The following is a 15,368-nucleotide window of genomic DNA, read 5'->3' as shown; positions in this document are numbered from 1 at the left end:
GGGCGCGCGTCATGGTCCACACCGCGGTGCCGGGGTGCGCGGCCAGGGGGCAGGCCGCGACGACCAGCACCTCGCGGCTGCCGCGCACCAGGTTCACGATGGGCTGGCCGGTGCTGCCGGCCTGCTTGGCCGACTCGACGATGAGCGGCTGCTCGGCGGCCGGCACGTCGATCTTGACGCCGCTGCCTTCATAGGTGGGGTAGGCGTAGGCCAGCATGCCGCTGCCGGCGCGCCACACGCCGCCTTCCACCTGCGGCACTTCCAGCAGCACCACGTGCAGCAGCACGCGCAGCAGGTCGGTCTGGGGGCTGTCGGCCGGCACGGTGGGCACCGACTTGGCGTAGCGCGTGGCGATGTCCTCGCAGGCCTGCGCGGCGCGTGCCCGGCTGGACGCCACCTGGGCGCCCGAGCCCGTCTGGTAGAGCACCACGATGATGGCCGCGACCAGGGCACAGGCGGCCAGCAGAAAGGCCCAGAAAAGAAGCAGTTGGATGCGCAAAGACCGCACGGTAGCCCATCGGAGTGAGGACGGCGGATCGTAAGGGCGAACACGCGGCCGCCCGGTAGGAAAGCGGCGTGTCTTGCATCGCCCGGTGGTGGCCGCAGGCCCGTGCCGGGGCCAGGGGCTTCGAATGGGGCCGAGCCGGCTCCCTTGGGATCAGGCGGCTTCGGGGTAGAACAGCTTGCGCGCCGGCACGGGCGCCACGGCCTGGCCGATGGCCGCGATGTGGTCCGGCGTGGTGCCGCAGCAGCCGCCCACGATGTTGACCAGCCCTTCGGCGGCGAATTCATGCACCAGCCGGCTGGTCACCTCGGGCGTTTCGTCGAAGCCCGTGTCGCTCATCGGGTTGGGCAGGCCCGCATTGGGGTAGCAGCTGATGAAGGTGTCTTCCGCCACCCGGTTCAGCTCCTGGATGTAGGGGCGCATCAGGGTGGCGCCCAAGGCGCAGTTCAGGCCGATGGCCAGTGGGCGGGCGTGGCGCACGCTGTGCCAGAAGGCCGTCACCGTCTGGCCCGAGAGAATGCGGCCGGAGGCGTCGGTCACCGTGCCGCTGATGATGAGCGGCAGGCGCTCGCCGCTTTTCTCGAAGAACTCGTCGATGGCGAAGAGGGCCGCCTTGGCGTTGAGCGTGTCGAAGATGGTCTCGACCAGCAGCACGTCGGAGCCGCCTTCGACCAGGGCCTCGGTCTGCTCGTAGTAGGCCGCGCGCAGCTGCTCGAAATCGACGTTGCGTGCGCCCGGGTCGTTCACGTCGGGGCTGATGCTGGCCGTTTTGGGCGTGGGGCCCAGGGCGCCGGCCACGAAGCGGGGCTTGTCGGGCGTTGAGTATTTGTCGCAGGCGGCACGGGCCAGCTGCGCCGATTTCAGGTTCATCTCGCGCGCGAGATCGGCCATCTTGTAGTCCTCCTGCGCGATGGTCGTGGCGCCGAAGGTGTTGGTCTCGATCAGGTCCGCGCCGGCGGCCAGATACCGCTCGTGGATGTCGCGGATCACGTCCGGCCGCGTGAGGCTCAGCAGCTCGTTGTTGCCCTTCACGTCGCGCGGGAAGTCCTTGAACCGGTCGCCCGCGCCGTCCGGGCCGCTGTAGCCCTCGCCGCGGTACTGGGCCTCGCCCAGCTTGAAGCGCTGGATCATGGTGCCCATGGCGCCGTCGAGGATGGCGATGCGGCGGGCCAGGATGTCGGGTAGCTGTCGGGCGCGGGTGTAGTGGAGCGGAGTCATCCCCCGATTGTAGGAAGCCGCGTCAACCCTTGCCGTGCCCGGCCACGTCGAGGAAGGTCTGCAGCACCGGGGTCAACGCGTCCCCATGCCATGCCAGAACCCCGACGGTCGGATGCTCCAGGTGGGCGATGGGCACGAACCGCACGCCCTGGACGGCCGCCTGCGCCATCGAGGCCGGCACCAGGGCCACGCCCATGCGCATGGCCACCAGCGCCACCACGGTGAGCCATTGCCGGGTGGCGTGGCGCGTGTGGGGGTGGATGCCGGCACGGTGGAAGAGGGCGATGACGTTGTCGTGGTTGGCCGGCGCCACGTCGCGCGCGAACATCACGAAGGTCTCGTCGGCGAGGCTACGCAGGTCGACTTCCGCCTGGCCCGCCAGGGTGTGGTCCTGCGGCAGGCAGGCCACGAAATGGTCCTCGGCCAGCGGCAGGCTGCGCAGGGGCGCTGGCACGACGCTGGCATTGATGAAGCCGGCATGCAACTGCCGGTGCAGCAGGGCTTCGAGCTGCTCGCCCGAGGACATCTCGCGCAGGTTGACCTCGATGCCCGGCGCGCGCTCGCCGAAGGCGCGCACGATGGCGGGCATGTCGCGGTACACCATGGAGCCGGTGAAGCCGATGTCCAGCCGGCCGCGCTGCCCAGCGGCCACGGGCGCGGGCCGTCTCGCCGGCGCGGGCCACGCGGTCGAGCGCCACGCGCACCTCGGCCAGGTAGGCATGGCCGGCGGGCGTGAGCGCCACCTGCTTGCTCGTGCGCTCGAACAGCCGCACGCCCAGTTCGTCCTCCAGCGCCTTGATGCCCGAGCTGAGCGGCGGCTGCGTGATGGCCAGCCGCTCGGCCGCCCGGCCGAAGTGCAGTTCCTCGGCCAGCACGGCGAAGTAGCGCAGGAGGTGCAGTTTCATGGCGGCGATGATGCCAGCGCGGCCCGCAGCGCCGGCACCGGCTTGCGGCCGTTCAATAGGATTTCGGCAGGCCCAGCACCTTCTCGGCGATGAAGCACAGGATGAGCTGCGGGCTCACCGGCGCCAGGCGCGGTATCCATGACTCGCGCAGGTAGCGCTCCACGTGGTATTCCTTGGCGTAGCCCATGCCGCCGTGGGTGAAGATGGCGCGCTCGCAGGCGTGGTAGCCGGCCTCGGCCGCCAGGTACTTGGCGGCATTGGCCTCGGCCGCGCACGGCAGGTGCTGGTCGTACAGCCATGCGGCTTTCTGCACCATGAGGTGCGCGGCCTCCAGCTCCATCCACGACAGGGCCAGCGGGTGCTGGATGCCCTGGTTCTGGCCGATGGGGCGGCCGAACACCTCGCGCTCCCTGGCATAGCCCGCGGCGCGCGCCAGCGCCGCGCGGCCCAGGCCCACGGCCTCGCTGGCGATCAGGATGCGCTCGGGGTTCAGGCCGTGCAGGATGTATTGAAAGCCCTGGCCTTCCTCGCCCACCCGGTCTTCCACCGGAATGCGCAGGCCGTCGATGAACACCTGGTTCGAATCCACGCATTTGCGCCCCAGCTTGTCGATCTCGCGCACCTCGACGGTGCTGCGGTCCAGGTCGGTGTAGAACAGGCTCAAGCCCTCGGTGCCGCGGCATTGCTCCACCGGCGTGGTGCGCGCCAGCAGCAGGATCTTGTTGGCCACCTGCGCGGTGCTGATCCAGACCTTCTGGCCGTGCACCACGTAATGGTCGCCCTCCCGCACCGCGCGGGTCTTGAGCTGGAGCGTGTTCAGCCCGGTGTTGGGTTCGGTCACGCCGAAGCAGGCCTTGTCGCGGCCCGCGATCAGCGGCGGCAGCCAGCGCGCCTTCTGCGCTTCGGTGCCGAACACCACCACCGGGTGCAGGCCGAAGATGTTCATGTGCACCGCCGAGGCGCCGGACAGCCCCGCGCCCGTGGCGGAGATCGTGTGCATCATCAGCGCGGCTTCGCGGATCCCCAGGCCGGCGCCGCCGTACGCCTCGGGCATGGCGATGCCCAGCCAGCCGGCGTCGGCCAGCGCGCGGTGGAAGTCCTCCGGAAAGCCGCCTTCGCGGTCGCGGCGCAGCCAGTAATCGGCATCGAACGGGGCGCACACGCGCTCGATCGCGTCCCGGATCTGGGCGTGTTCGGGAGAGAGGTCGAAGTTCATGGGGCGGGCCGGATCACCTTGTCGGGCGATTCGCCGTAGGGCGGGCTGTAGATCACCAGCAGCTTCACGGGGGTGTCGCTGGTCACGGTGAAGACATGCATCTGGTCGGCCGGAAAGAAGCACATGTCGCCCGGCACCATGTCGAAGGCTTCGCCCGCCACTTCGGCGCGGGCCGTGCCTTCGAGCAGGTAGCACGACTGCTCGATGCCTGGATGGGCGTGGGGCAGGGCGCCGCCGCCCTTGTGCAGCGTGCCCAGCAGCACTTCCATCTGCCGCGCGCCCACCGTCTCGGGGCCGATCAGGCGCTGGTTGTGCGTGTGGTGGTGGTTGGCGGGCTGGTAGCTGGGCACCTGGGCGGCGCGCACGCGGTACCGGGGCGCGGTGGTGGTGGTGGTGGTGGCGAGGGTCATGCGGGTTCTCCGGTGGCGGCGTGGCAGGCGTTTTGCGCGAGCAGGGCGTCGATCTGGGTGGGGGTGTAGCCGGCCTCGGCCAGCAGGGCGCGGGTGTGTTCGCCCAGTTGCGGCGCAGGCGCCAGGGTGCGGGGCGGCGGGGTGGCCGACCAGCGCGTGGGATGGGCCATGGCGTGCATGGGCCCCTCGGTGGGGTGCACGCTGTCGTGCAGGAAGCCCGTGGCGCGCAGCTGCGGGTTGGTGAGCAGGTCGGCCGGCGAGTTCATCGGCATGTGCGGCACGTCGGCGGCATCCAGCAGCGCCTGCCACTGGGCCGTGGTGCGGGTGCGCAGGATGCGCGCCACCTCGGCATAGACGGCATCGATGTTCGCCGCGCGGGCGCCGTGCGTGGCAAAGCGCGGGTCCTGCGCCAGGCCCTGTGCCTCGCCGATCTCGCCGATGGCCGTGAAGAAGCTGCGCCAGTGCTTGTCGTTGTAGATCAGCACGCAGAGCATGCCGTCGGCGGTTGCATAGGGCTTGCGGTGCGTGGTCAGCAGCCGGGCATAGCCGGCCTCGCCCTGCGGCGGCTCGAAGGTCAGGCCCGCCATGTGGTCGCCCAGGATGAACTGCGCCATGGCCTCGAACATGGGCACGACGATGGCCTGGCCCTGGCCCGTCTTCTCGCGGGCATAGAGCGCCGCCGTCACCGCGTACACCGCATGCAGCCCGGTCACGCGGTCCGACAGCGTGGTCGGCGCATAGGCCGGCTCGGGCGCGCCGTAGCGCTGCATGAGCCACGGGATGCCGGTGGCGCCCTGGATCAGGTCGTCGTAGGCCGGGCGCGCCGCGTCGGGGCCCTCCTGGTCGAAGCCGCAGCAGCTCACGTGGATGAGGCGCGGGTTGCGCGCGGCCACGCTGGCCGGGTCCAGGCCCAGCCGCGCCAGGGCCTGCGGGCGCACGTTGCTGATGAGCACGTCGCAGCGCTCGGCCAGCCGCAGCGCGGCCTCGCGGCCCTCCGGGTGCTTGAGGTCCAGCGCGATGCTGCGCTTGCCCGCGTTGGCATGCAGGAAGATGTGGCCCATGCCGGGGTGGCGCATGGGGCCCACGTGGCGCATGTTGTCGCCGTCGGGCGTTTCCACCTTGATGACCTCCGCGCCCAGCTGGGCGAGGATCTGCGTGGCGAACGGGCCCATGATGACCGAGGTCAGGTCCAGGATCCGCACGCCCGCCAGGGGGCCGGTGCGTGAAGTGCTATGCGTGTTGTCGGTCATGCCATTCTCCAGAACGTCTGACAGGGGCAGCGGCCGGTGCCACCGGTGCGGCCCGCGCGAGCAGACGCCGCGCAAGGGCCGCCCCGCCGCGCTGGCGTCGTCCCCCCTTCCCGCAGCGCGCAGCGATGCGAGAACAAGGGGGAAGCGGCAACGCCGCTCAGGGGGGTGTCGTTCATTCGGGCTGGATGCGGGCCTGCTGGATCAGCGTGCGCCAGTGGGCCAGCTGGTCGGCCACGTAGGTCGCGAATTCCTGCGGCGTCTTGCTGGGCCACACCTGGAAGCCGATCTGCGCGAGCTTGTCCTGCGTGTCCTTTTCGGCCAGCACGGCCTGCAGCTCCGTGTTCAGGCGGTTCACGATGGCCGGCGGCATGCCGGCCGGCCCGAAGATGCCGTTCCAGGACGTGAGGTCGAAGCCCTTCACCGTCTGCCCGATCGGCGGCACGCCCGGCAGCAGGGGCGAGGGCTGCGTGGTGGTGATGCCCAGCGTGCGCACCTTGTCGCTGGTGAGCATGCTCTTGCCCGAACCCAGGTCGGCCACGTAGACCTGCACCTGCCCGCCCACCAGGTCCGTCATGGCCTGGGGGCTGGACTTGTAGGGGATGCTCAGCACATCGACCTGGGCGATGTGCTTGATGCTCTCCATCGCCACCAGCGAGGTGCTGTTGGGCGTGGCGTAGCTCAGCTTGCCCGGGTTGGCGCGCGCGTAGTCGATCAGCTCGGCCAGCGTCTTCGCCGGCACGCCGGGGTGCACCGCCAGCGCGAAGGGCAGCTCGCCCACCCGCGCCACCGGCGTGAAGTCCTTGATGGGGTCGTACTTCAGGTGGCTGTAGAGCGCCGGGTTGGCCGAGTGCGACGTGTTGGTCGTCATGAACAGCGTGTAGCCGTCCGGCTTGGCCTTGGCCGCGATCTGCGCGGCCACCTGCGCGTTGGCGCCGGGCTTGTTGTCCACCAGCACCGGCTGCTTCAGGCGCTCCGCGAGCTTTTGCCCGACGGTGCGCGCGACCGAGTCCGTGCCGCTGCCGGCCGCGAACGGCACGATCAGGGTGATGGGGGCGTTGGGGTACGGCGGCTGCTGGGCCCGTGCGGGCGCCACGGCGGCGGCCAGGCCGCAGGCTGCCAGCAGGGCCGGGATGAGGTGCTTCATGTCGTTTGTCTCCTGGGTCGGTAGGCCATGCCCCTGTGCCGGGGCTGAAGGCATCTTGTCCGGCGCAGCGATTCGCGTCCAATTGAATAATCGGAGCGATCCATTCGCGTTGCGAATCGTTGGGGGCCGCCGGTCGGTGGTGGGTTCGCGGGGCCGGCGCACAATAAGCGCCTTTCCTGGTGGGCGCCTGGCGCGGCGGGGCCGGGAAATTTCCATCCAATCGGCCTCTAGCGCATATTCCACTAGGGCGATTTGCTATCAAAAAGAGAGTATTCGATTTTGTCCCCCGCGCATTTCGTTCTGCACGACGTCTTTGGCTATGACCAGTTCCGCGGCCCCCAGCAGGCCATCGTCGAGCACGTGATCGCCGGCGGCGACGCCCTGGTGCTGATGCCCACGGGCGGCGGCAAGTCGCTGTGCTACCAGGTGCCGGCCATCGTGCGGCGCGATGCGGGGCAGGGCGTGGCCATCGTCGTCTCGCCGCTCATCGCGCTCATGCACGACCAGGTGGGCGCGCTGCACGAGGCGGGCGTCGATGCGGCCTACCTCAATTCCACGCTCGACTGGCAGCAGACGCAGGAGCTGGAAAAGCGCGTGGCGCGCGGCGACATCACCATGCTCTACGCCGCGCCCGAGCGGCTGACCACGCCGCGATTCCTGGAGCTGCTGGACGGCCTGCACCAGCGCGGGCAACTGTCGATGTTCGCCATCGACGAGGCGCACTGCGTGAGCCAGTGGGGCCACGACTTCCGTCCCGAGTACCGCGCGCTCACCGTGCTGCACGAGCGCTATGCCGGCGTGCCGCGCATCGCGCTCACCGCCACGGCCGATGCGCTCACGCGGGCCGATATCGTCGAGCGGCTGCAGCTCGAAGGCGCGCAGCACTTCGTCAGCAGCTTCGACCGGCCCAACATCCGCTACCGCATCGAAGAAAAGAAGGAGCCGCTCGCGCAGCTGCTGCGCTTCATCGAGCGCGAACACCCCGAAGACGCGGGCGTGGTCTATTGCCAGTCACGCAAGCGCGTCGAAGAAATGTCCGCCGCGCTGGTGGACGCGGGCCTGAAATCGCTGCCCTACCACGCGGGTCTGCCGCCCGAAGTGCGCCAGCAGAACCAGGACCGCTTCCTGCGCGAGGAGGGCATCGTGATGGTGGCCACCATCGCCTTCGGCATGGGCATCGACAAGCCCGACGTGCGCTTCGTCGCGCACGTGGACATGCCCAAGAACATCGAGGGCTACTACCAGGAAACCGGCCGCGCCGGCCGCGACGGCCTGCCGGCCGACGCCTGGATGGCCTACGGCCTGCAGGACGTGGTGAACCAGCGCCGCATGATCGACGAAAGCCCGGCGGGCGAGGAATTCAAGCAGGTCATGCGCGGCAAGCTCGACGCGCTGCTGGCCCTGGCCGAGGCCACCGATTGCCGGCGCGTGCGGCTGCTGGGCTATTTCGGCGAAGTCTATGGCGAGCCATCGAGCGCCGCCGGGCCGCCCCAAGGCGCGAGCAGCCCCCTTGGGGGGCAGCGAGGACACGAAGTGCAGAGCGTGGGGGCCACATGCGGCAACTGCGACAACTGCATCAGCCCGCCCGCGGTGTGGGACGGCACGGACGCCGCGCGCAAGCTGCTGTCCACCATCTACCGCGTGCACGAGGCCAGCGGCCTGACCTTCGGCACCGGGCACATCATGGACATCGTGCGCGGCAAGGACACCGAAAAGGTCAAGCAGTTCGGCCATGACCAGCTCTCCACCTTCGGCCTGGGCAAGGACTACTCCGAGGCGCAGTTGCGCGGCGTGCTGCGCCAGCTGCTGGCCACCGGCGCCGTGGGCCTGCACAAGGTGATGCTGGAGAGCGGCCACAGCTTCGACACGCTCAGCCTCACCGATGGCTCGCGCCCGGTCCTCAAGGGCCAGACGCCGGTGCAGCTGCGCGAATCCACGGCCGCTACGCCGGCCCGGCGCACGCGCCGCAGCGCTGCCCCACCGGCCGCCGCGGCCAACCTGGGGCCGGACGCGCAGGTGCGCTTCATCAACCTCAAGGCCTGGCGCGCCGAGGTTGCGCGCGAGCACAACCTGCCCGCCTACGTGATCTTCCACGACGCCACCCTGGCCGCGATCGCCGAACGCAACCCGTCCACGCTGGACGATCTGCAGGGCATCAGCGGCATGGGCGCCAAGAAGATGGAGGCGTATGGGGCCGAGGTGCTGCGGGTTTGCGGGCAGGGGGAGAGCACCGTTGGATGACACCCGCCTGACACCGCGGCCTTAATTGATTCAGCTCGTAAGAAGACTGGATCAGGTGTAACGCGCCCGGTACCATCCGCCGGCGTTCGCTCTCGAACGCTGCGCCGGGCGTTGCCATGGCCCCCGGTCTTGCCCGAAGCGCATGGCCTGGCGCGCGCATGCCTTGCCTGTCCTTCCTTGGGGCCAGCGCACCGTGTTTCCTTCTTTTTCTAGGCGGATGTCCATGGTTTCCCCCTCATCGTCATGTCGCAGTGCCTGCCCGTCGGTTGGCGTGCCCGCCGCCACCCGGGCGCTGGGGGTGCTGGCGTCCTTCCTGTTGCTGGCAGGGGTGGCCAATGCCGCATCATCCGCACAAAGCGACGTTCCTTCCTCCCGCCAGGTGCTGGAGTCTTTCCCGGTGAATGGCCAGCCGGCGCCTGGGGTGCGGCAGGGCTACGAGCTTTCCCTTGCCGCATGCAAGGATGCGGCCTGTGCTTTCGAGGTTCGCCTGCTGTCCGGGGCCGGGGAGCCGCTGGCCGAAGGCGGTGCGGGTGTGTCGGTACTGGGGGGCACGGCGCTGGAGTGGCCTGCCTCTGCAGCGCCCGCGCAGCCGCTGGACGTCCCGCAGCCCGGAACCGGCCCGTTTCTGGCAAACACCGCCGCGCCCCGCGTCTGGTCGACCGGGGAAGAGGAAGGCACGGTCACCGCGTCGGCCAGCGCCGTGCCGGTGGAGCCGGGCAAGCCCTCTGGTGCGCGCGCCTTGCTGGTCACGCAGATGGCCGGGTTCGACCACCCCAAGCGCCGCCACGCGCTGTACGTGGCTTCGCAGGGCACTCTCAAGACGGCATGGTCGCGCAGCGAACCTCAGGGACCCTACGTGTCCCAGGTCATCGCCACGCCAGGCCATGCGCCCATGTACCTTTCCGTGTTCTTTTCCCCCGATGACGATGCGGCCGACAAGGTGTCCGCCCAGCGCCTGGCGTGGAACGCCAAACGGCAGGTGTTTTCCGAAGAACCGTCTCTGGCCGCCGTGCAAGCGGTGGTGGCGGGTTCGTATCCCACCGTCCGTGCGGCCCGCGCTGCACGCGCCGCGTCGGCCTGTTTCACGGGATATGGCGTGGTGGACACCTGGCCTGGCAAAGGGCGGGTGCCCCACCGCTACGCGCTGATCGCACTGGCGGTGGCACCCGAGCAGGCCAGTGCAGAGGCGGCGCGCCTGGGGCAGTGCCAGCCAGGCCTGCAGGCACGGCAGCATCTGCTCAGTCGCCTGTCGCCGCGTTCATCCTCCAACCCGTAAGCCCGAACCATCGCACCGAGGGAACACCATGCCGGACATCAAGGACAGCGTCGGAGAAGGCGCCAAGAACCAGGGCCACGACGTGGCACTTCTGCAAGCCATGCTGCGGGTCATCAAGGACGCCAAGAATGCGCCCTACCTCAGCGTGGATTACGACGGCAGCTACGGTGGGCAGACCCGCGCGGCGATCGAACGCTTTCAGATCGACCAGAAGCTGGCACAGAGCCCGGTCGCCAAGGCCGCTGCAGCGAAAGGGCCTGCGGCCGTACCACCCGTGCCGGCTGCGGCGGGCGGAGCCCAGGAGACACTGGGTCTGGTCGCCCCTGGCAGCGCGACGTTGCAAAAACTCAATGCCATGCTGCCGGCCACCCATCAGGCGATGCGCTCTTCCCCCGGCTCCAAGACGGTGTACATCGCGGCCGATGCCAAGGATGCGGCCATCAGCAAGGCGGCGATCGCCAGCGATGCGGAGTACGAGCCCACCTTTCGCGCCAAGCTGTCCAACCTGGTGCAGCAGATGTACGACACCCACAAGATCGTCCTGTGGATCACCCCCACGGGCCGCCGCCGCACCTTCGCCCAGCAGGCGGCAGAAACGCAGACCAATGCCGGGCCAGGGGAGAGCAACCACAACTTCGGTCGCGCGGCGGACATCGGCTTTCGGCGTTTCCAGTGGGTCAAGGGCAACGGCGTGATTGCCACCGATGCCGACTGGCTCAACGGGCTCGAAGCCGCCAAGGCCGGCGAGGCGACCCGCTGGTGGAACGAGCGCGATCTGCTGGCCGCCAAGGAAGGGCTGCTGCCGCTGAACTTCGAGCGGGTGCATCTGCAGGCGTTCGCGCAGAAGGGCGTGAGCAACCAGCGATCGCTGGCCCAGCTGTTGAACGCGGTGTCCGCGAGCAACATGCGCTGGAAAGCGGCCTACCAGGCCGACCTGCAGTCCCAGGGCAAATACTGGGCGAATGTCGGCACGGCGAAAGCCATCTGGGCCGGCAACGCGGCGGTGACGAAATCCGACCTGGCCAAGGCGCGAACGGCGGCCACCGGAAAGCAGGTCAAGGATGCCGACATTGCGCAGGCCGAGGTCGACGCCATGCGCAAGACGCTGAAGGCGGACTTCCAGGCCGCCGATGACAACTGGGTGAAGTGGACCGCCGTGCCCTGATGCACGGGTCCCGGACCGGGCCTCGGTGCCTTGGCCGGTCCGTACCTGCAGGCGTCTTCGCACCCGCGAAGTGATGCCGTTCGACAGTCCATGCCCGAGGGGCCCTATCTTGAGAAATGACTTTTCCCTGGAGGGGGCCGCGCGCATCCCCTTGCCTTTCGATTCCGAGTCCGCCAGCGCGATGCCTTCGGGACCGCGCTCTCCACAGGACGTGCTGTCTTGCGTCAAGGTCGCCTCGCACGAACTCCAGGGTTTCCGGCCCATCGCCGAGAGCATCGAGTGGGACCTGGGACATCTGCATTGGGCCCGGGCGGGGCTGCTGGCGTTCGCCGAGAACGAAGTGCCGTTCGTGGTGAACAACAGTGGGCGGCTGTCGGAAGACGCGGCCGCGCTGCTGTTCAACCACTGTGTTTCGACCGAGCCGGCCGGCCCGATCCATGTGCTCGAATTGGGCGCGGGCTGCGGCCTGTTCGCGCGCTATTTTCTGCAGGCCTTCAACCAGCTTTGCCAGCAGGAAGGCCGCGCCTTCGACAGGCAACTGGTGTATTTCGTCACCGATGCGTCCGAGCGCACGCTGGCGCAGTGGCGCGAGCGCCGCATGTTCGATGCGTTCGGGGCACAGGTGGTCATGGCGCGATGCGATGCCACCCGGCCGACCGAGATCCGCCTCGCTGACGGAAGGGTCCAGTCGCTGCAGGCGCTGCAGGCCGTGTTCTGCAACTACGTGCTCGACGTGCTGCCCGCCACGGTGCTGCGCCGCCAGGGGGAACGCATCGAGGAACTGCGCGTGCGCACCCGGCTGACCGACAACGCCGACCTGGTGCGCCAGTACACCCCCCTGGGCCTGGAGGAGATCCGTGCCTTGGCGAATGCCCACGATCCGGACCAACGCGCATTGCTGCTGCCGCTGGCGGGCCTGTTCGATTACGAGGTGGACTTCTTTCCGCTGGAGGGCGAACTGCTGCCATTTGCCGGGCAGGCGCTGGAGCGGGCCGATCCGGTGCCGAAGCTGCTGGTCAACCACGGGGCTTTCGGCGCACTGCACACGCTGCAGGGGCAGCTGGTGGACGGGGGCTTCATCCTCATCAACGACTATGGTGCCAGCACGCCCCAGGCGGCTGCGGAGTCGGCGGCGCCCCAGCGCTTCGGCAAGACCAGCGCGATCGGGCTGAATTTCCCGCTGCTCGGGCAACTGTTCGACCGCGACGGCTGGCGCGTGGTGGTGCCGGAGGGCGATGCCACGCGCGCCATCCATGCCCGCCTGGTGGTCAAGGCGGAGCAGGAGCGCACCATTGCGGCGTTTAGTAACCGCTTTTGCGCCGATGCGCAGCAGTTCTTTGACGGCCCGGCGCAGGACGCGCGCGGGCATCTGCAGGCCGGCCGGCAGGATGCCGCGCTCGAAAGCTACCGCCTGGCCATTGCGCGCAATCCGCGGGACTGGCGGTTGCTGGGCGAGGTGGCGGAGTTCGTGGGCATCCAGTTGCGTGACTTCGCCGCAGGCATCGAGTTGGCGCGCAGCGCGCTGGACATCAACCCGTGGTTGAGCGCCTGGCTGTGGAACGTCCTGGGCGATTGCCTTTACTGCCTGGAGCGGCATGGCGAGGCCCAGGAGGCGTACTTTCAGGCGCAGCGCATCGATCCGAAGGACGCGCGCACCCAGCTCAACCTGGCCTATGCCTGGCAGCAGCGCGCGGATTTCGAGAAGGCGCTCGGCGCGGTGGCGCGAGGCCTGGCGGGCGACGTGCACGGCATCCACGGCCCCCGTCTGCTGGAAAAGCAGCAGCAGATCCTGGCCCAGATGGCATCGCTGCGGGCCACGGAAATGCAGCGCTCCGCAGAGCGCGCCGCACGGCTGCAGGCGGCTTAGACCGGCGGCCTGCTTCCCGCCTGGGGGCCCGCAGGCGTGCCGCGGCCCTTGGCCGGTATCCGGTCCTGCAGCATCGTCTGCGTGATCGCGCGGCCCACCTGTTCGAAGGCCTTGCCGGCCTCCTTCATCTCGTCCAGCCCCTCGGCGCAGGCGGCCACCACGATGGCGTTGCGGCCGTTGTCCTGCGGGTCGATCACGCCCATGTGGCAGGCCCGGTGCAGCTGCGTGCCGGTCTTGTGGATGAACCGCACGGTGCGCGGCAGGCCGGCCTCCAGGCGATAGGCGTCGTAGGTGTCGAACTTCAGGTCCTTGTAGAGCAGCTGCTGGTGCGCCGGCGAAACGAGCTGGCCGCGCACCAGCTTTTCCAGCATGGCGCCGTAGCCCTCCAGCGTGGCGGTGTTGTGGTTCGTGCGGTAGTAGCGGTCGTAGGCCTCGTCCAGGGTCTGCACGCGCAGCGCGGAGGGCGCCACGCCGAGCGTGCGGGCGAGCGCCTGCAGGCGCTTGGGGCCCACGGGGGCGCCAGCGATGCGCACCAGGTCCATGTTGGAGAGCCGGCGCGCGTCGGGGTGGGCCTCGGCATAGACCTGGTAGCGCACCTCGGTGAAGTTGGTGATGCGGCCCACGCCTCGGCCGCCCAGCAGGGCCTGCGCGCGCTGGTTCAGCGTGTCTTCGCCCACCGCGCGGATGAGCATGTTGGCGGCCGTGTTGTCGCTCTCCATCAGCATGCGCTGGAGCAGCGATTGCACGCTGTGGCGCGTGCCTTCGGGCTGCCAGACCACGGCGCCCGAGCCGTCGACCTTGTCGCGCGCCTGCACCACGAGTTGCTGGTCCAGGCGCAGGCGGCCGGCTTCGGCCTCCTGCAGCACGGCGATCGCCACCGGCAGCTTGACCGACGAGGCCAGGTACCACGGCCGGTCGGCCGCATGCGCGAAGGTCTCGCCGTTGTCGAGCCGCTTGACGTACAGGCCCAGTTGGCCGGGCGTGGCCTGTTCGATGCGTTCCACCTGCTGGCGCAGCGCATCGGCCCAGGCGGGCGCGGCGTGGGCGGGCTCAGGGCGGGTCGTCGTCCACGCCAGCGCCAGGACCAGCAGGGCCAGCGTGGCCCCCCGGGCCCGTGGTGCCGGAAGGGGCCGCGGCGCGGCTCGGCACGGTTTGGCAGGGAGTTTCATGGGGTTTTCCATCCGACAACAGGCCCGACTGGCAGAGGGCGATGCCGACCTGCCGAAGCGTGCGGTCGGACCGGGCCGTGGACAGTTCGCCGCGCGTGCAGGCCACCACGATCACGCGCCGGTCTGTCGGCAGGCGCGGCACCGTCACGAGGCCCGAGTCGCATGTTCGGGCGCGCTGCGTGCCGGTCTTGTGGGCGAAGCGCGCACGGGTGGGTAGTCCGGCCTTGATGCGGTTGGGGCCGGTCTTCACGCGTTCCATCACGCCCAGCAGGTAGGCCGTGTGGCGCGGCTCCAGGAGCTTGCCTTCCACCAGCTGCGCGAGCAGTTCGGCGTACGCATCGAGCCGCCCGGAGTTGAGCCCGCTGGCGTAGTAGGCCTCGTACGCCTCGCCCACCGACAGGGGCCGAAGGCCATCGGCCGGAACCCGCAGCAGGCGTGCGAGGGTGGCCTTCACATCGGCATCGGTGCGCTGCTGGTGCAGCGCGATGAAGTCGCGCCCCGACAGGTGCACGGCCTCGGGTGTGAGCTGGGCGTAGGCCTGGCGACGCACATCCGCCAGGTGCGTGATGCGCTCGAAGCCGCCGGGCACCACCGACTGCACCAGCGCGTTCACCTCGCGCAGGCCGACGAGGTCGATCAGCATGTCGCTGGCGGTGTTGTCGCTGTACACGATCATCTGCTCCAGCAGCCAGCGCACGCTCAGCGCCGCCCCTACCGGCTGGTTCTTGGCGGGCCCGGCGCCGTCCACGTAGTCGGTGGCGCGCAGGGTGAGCGGCGTGTCCAGCGTGTAGTCGCCGCGCTCCACGCCGCGCAGCACGGCGATGGCCACCGGCACCTTGATGGACGAGGCCAGGTACCAGCGCTCCTCGCCGTGAAAGGAAAAGGACTGCCCCGTGTCCAGGTCGCGCACGTGCACGCCGAAGGCCGCGCTGCTGTGCGCGGCGACGCGGTCCAGCTCGCGCTGCAGGGCCTTGGCCCAGGGCGGCGCAGGGGTGGTCGCCG

General features: G+C 69.6%; 11 protein-coding genes and 2 pseudogenes. 4 read left to right on the top strand and 9 right to left on the bottom strand.

Going from position 1 to position 15,368, the window contains the following annotated elements; genetic code table 11:
* From AC27KI_RS10860 to AC27KI_RS10830, 7 genes and pseudogenes are all read right to left on the bottom strand, one after another.
* Window positions 1-508, bottom strand: a pseudogene (locus AC27KI_RS10860) (sensor histidine kinase); the annotation flags it as partial.
* A 150-nt stretch (window positions 509-658) separates the two neighbouring features.
* Entirely contained in the window at window positions 659-1,723 is a 1,065-nt protein-coding gene (locus AC27KI_RS10855) for a homocysteine S-methyltransferase family protein (RefSeq protein WP_284430360.1), read from the bottom strand.
* A gap of 22 nt (window positions 1,724-1,745) precedes the next feature.
* Window positions 1,746-2,628, bottom strand: a pseudogene (locus AC27KI_RS10850) (LysR family transcriptional regulator).
* Between the two features lie 52 nt (window positions 2,629-2,680).
* The gene (locus AC27KI_RS10845) at window positions 2,681-3,844 is read right to left on the bottom strand and encodes an acyl-CoA dehydrogenase family protein (RefSeq protein WP_284430359.1); all 1,164 of its coding nucleotides are present in this window, start codon (window positions 3,842-3,844) and stop codon (window positions 2,681-2,683) included.
* Window positions 3,841-4,254, bottom strand: a complete 414-nt coding sequence (locus tag AC27KI_RS10840; RefSeq protein WP_487113791.1) for a cupin domain-containing protein — start codon at window positions 4,252-4,254, stop codon at window positions 3,841-3,843. The genes AC27KI_RS10845 and AC27KI_RS10840 overlap by 4 nt, the downstream gene beginning before the upstream one ends.
* Window positions 4,251-5,504, bottom strand: a complete 1,254-nt coding sequence (locus AC27KI_RS10835) for a CaiB/BaiF CoA transferase family protein (protein WP_487113789.1) — start codon at window positions 5,502-5,504, stop codon at window positions 4,251-4,253. The genes AC27KI_RS10840 and AC27KI_RS10835 overlap by 4 nt, the downstream gene beginning before the upstream one ends.
* A 172-nt stretch (window positions 5,505-5,676) precedes the next feature.
* The gene (locus tag AC27KI_RS10830) at window positions 5,677-6,648 is read right to left on the bottom strand and encodes a Bug family tripartite tricarboxylate transporter substrate binding protein (protein WP_272549857.1); all 972 of its coding nucleotides are present in this window, start codon (window positions 6,646-6,648) and stop codon (window positions 5,677-5,679) included.
* A 279-nt stretch (window positions 6,649-6,927) separates the two neighbouring features.
* Here AC27KI_RS10830 and AC27KI_RS10825 point away from each other — a divergent pair, with 279 nt between their 5' ends.
* The 4 genes from AC27KI_RS10825 to AC27KI_RS10810 all read left to right on the top strand — a co-directional run bounded on the left by AC27KI_RS10825 (window position 6,928) and on the right by AC27KI_RS10810 (window position 13,197).
* Window positions 6,928-8,889, top strand: coding sequence for a RecQ family ATP-dependent DNA helicase (locus tag AC27KI_RS10825; RefSeq protein WP_487113787.1), 1,962 nt, complete (start codon window positions 6,928-6,930; stop codon window positions 8,887-8,889).
* Between the two features lie 271 nt (window positions 8,890-9,160).
* Window positions 9,161-10,165 (top strand): hypothetical protein, encoded by a 1,005-nt coding sequence (locus tag AC27KI_RS10820; RefSeq protein ID WP_487113785.1) that lies wholly within the window; start codon window positions 9,161-9,163, stop codon window positions 10,163-10,165.
* A gap of 28 nt (window positions 10,166-10,193) precedes the next feature.
* The gene (locus AC27KI_RS10815; RefSeq protein ID WP_317357155.1) at window positions 10,194-11,330 is read left to right on the top strand and encodes a M15 family metallopeptidase; all 1,137 of its coding nucleotides are present in this window, start codon (window positions 10,194-10,196) and stop codon (window positions 11,328-11,330) included.
* A gap of 151 nt (window positions 11,331-11,481) precedes the next feature.
* Window positions 11,482-13,197, top strand: coding sequence for a tetratricopeptide repeat protein (locus tag AC27KI_RS10810; protein WP_487113783.1), 1,716 nt, complete (start codon window positions 11,482-11,484; stop codon window positions 13,195-13,197).
* Here AC27KI_RS10810 and AC27KI_RS10805 read toward each other — a convergent pair.
* Both AC27KI_RS10805 and AC27KI_RS10800 read right to left on the bottom strand, forming a co-directional pair.
* Entirely contained in the window at window positions 13,194-14,366 is a 1,173-nt protein-coding gene (locus tag AC27KI_RS10805; protein ID WP_487113781.1) for a serine hydrolase, read from the bottom strand. The two genes, AC27KI_RS10810 and AC27KI_RS10805, sit on opposite strands and share 4 nt — an antisense overlap.
* Window positions 14,248-15,368 (bottom strand): serine hydrolase (locus AC27KI_RS10800; protein WP_487113779.1); only part of this gene is annotated, 1,121 nt, incomplete at its 5' end. The genes AC27KI_RS10805 and AC27KI_RS10800, both read right to left, overlap by 119 nt.

This window comes from Acidovorax sp. KPB24-03, assembly GCF_057546605.1.
Note: the sequence above shows the minus strand (reverse complement) of the source record. Positions and strands in the feature narration are given on the sequence as shown.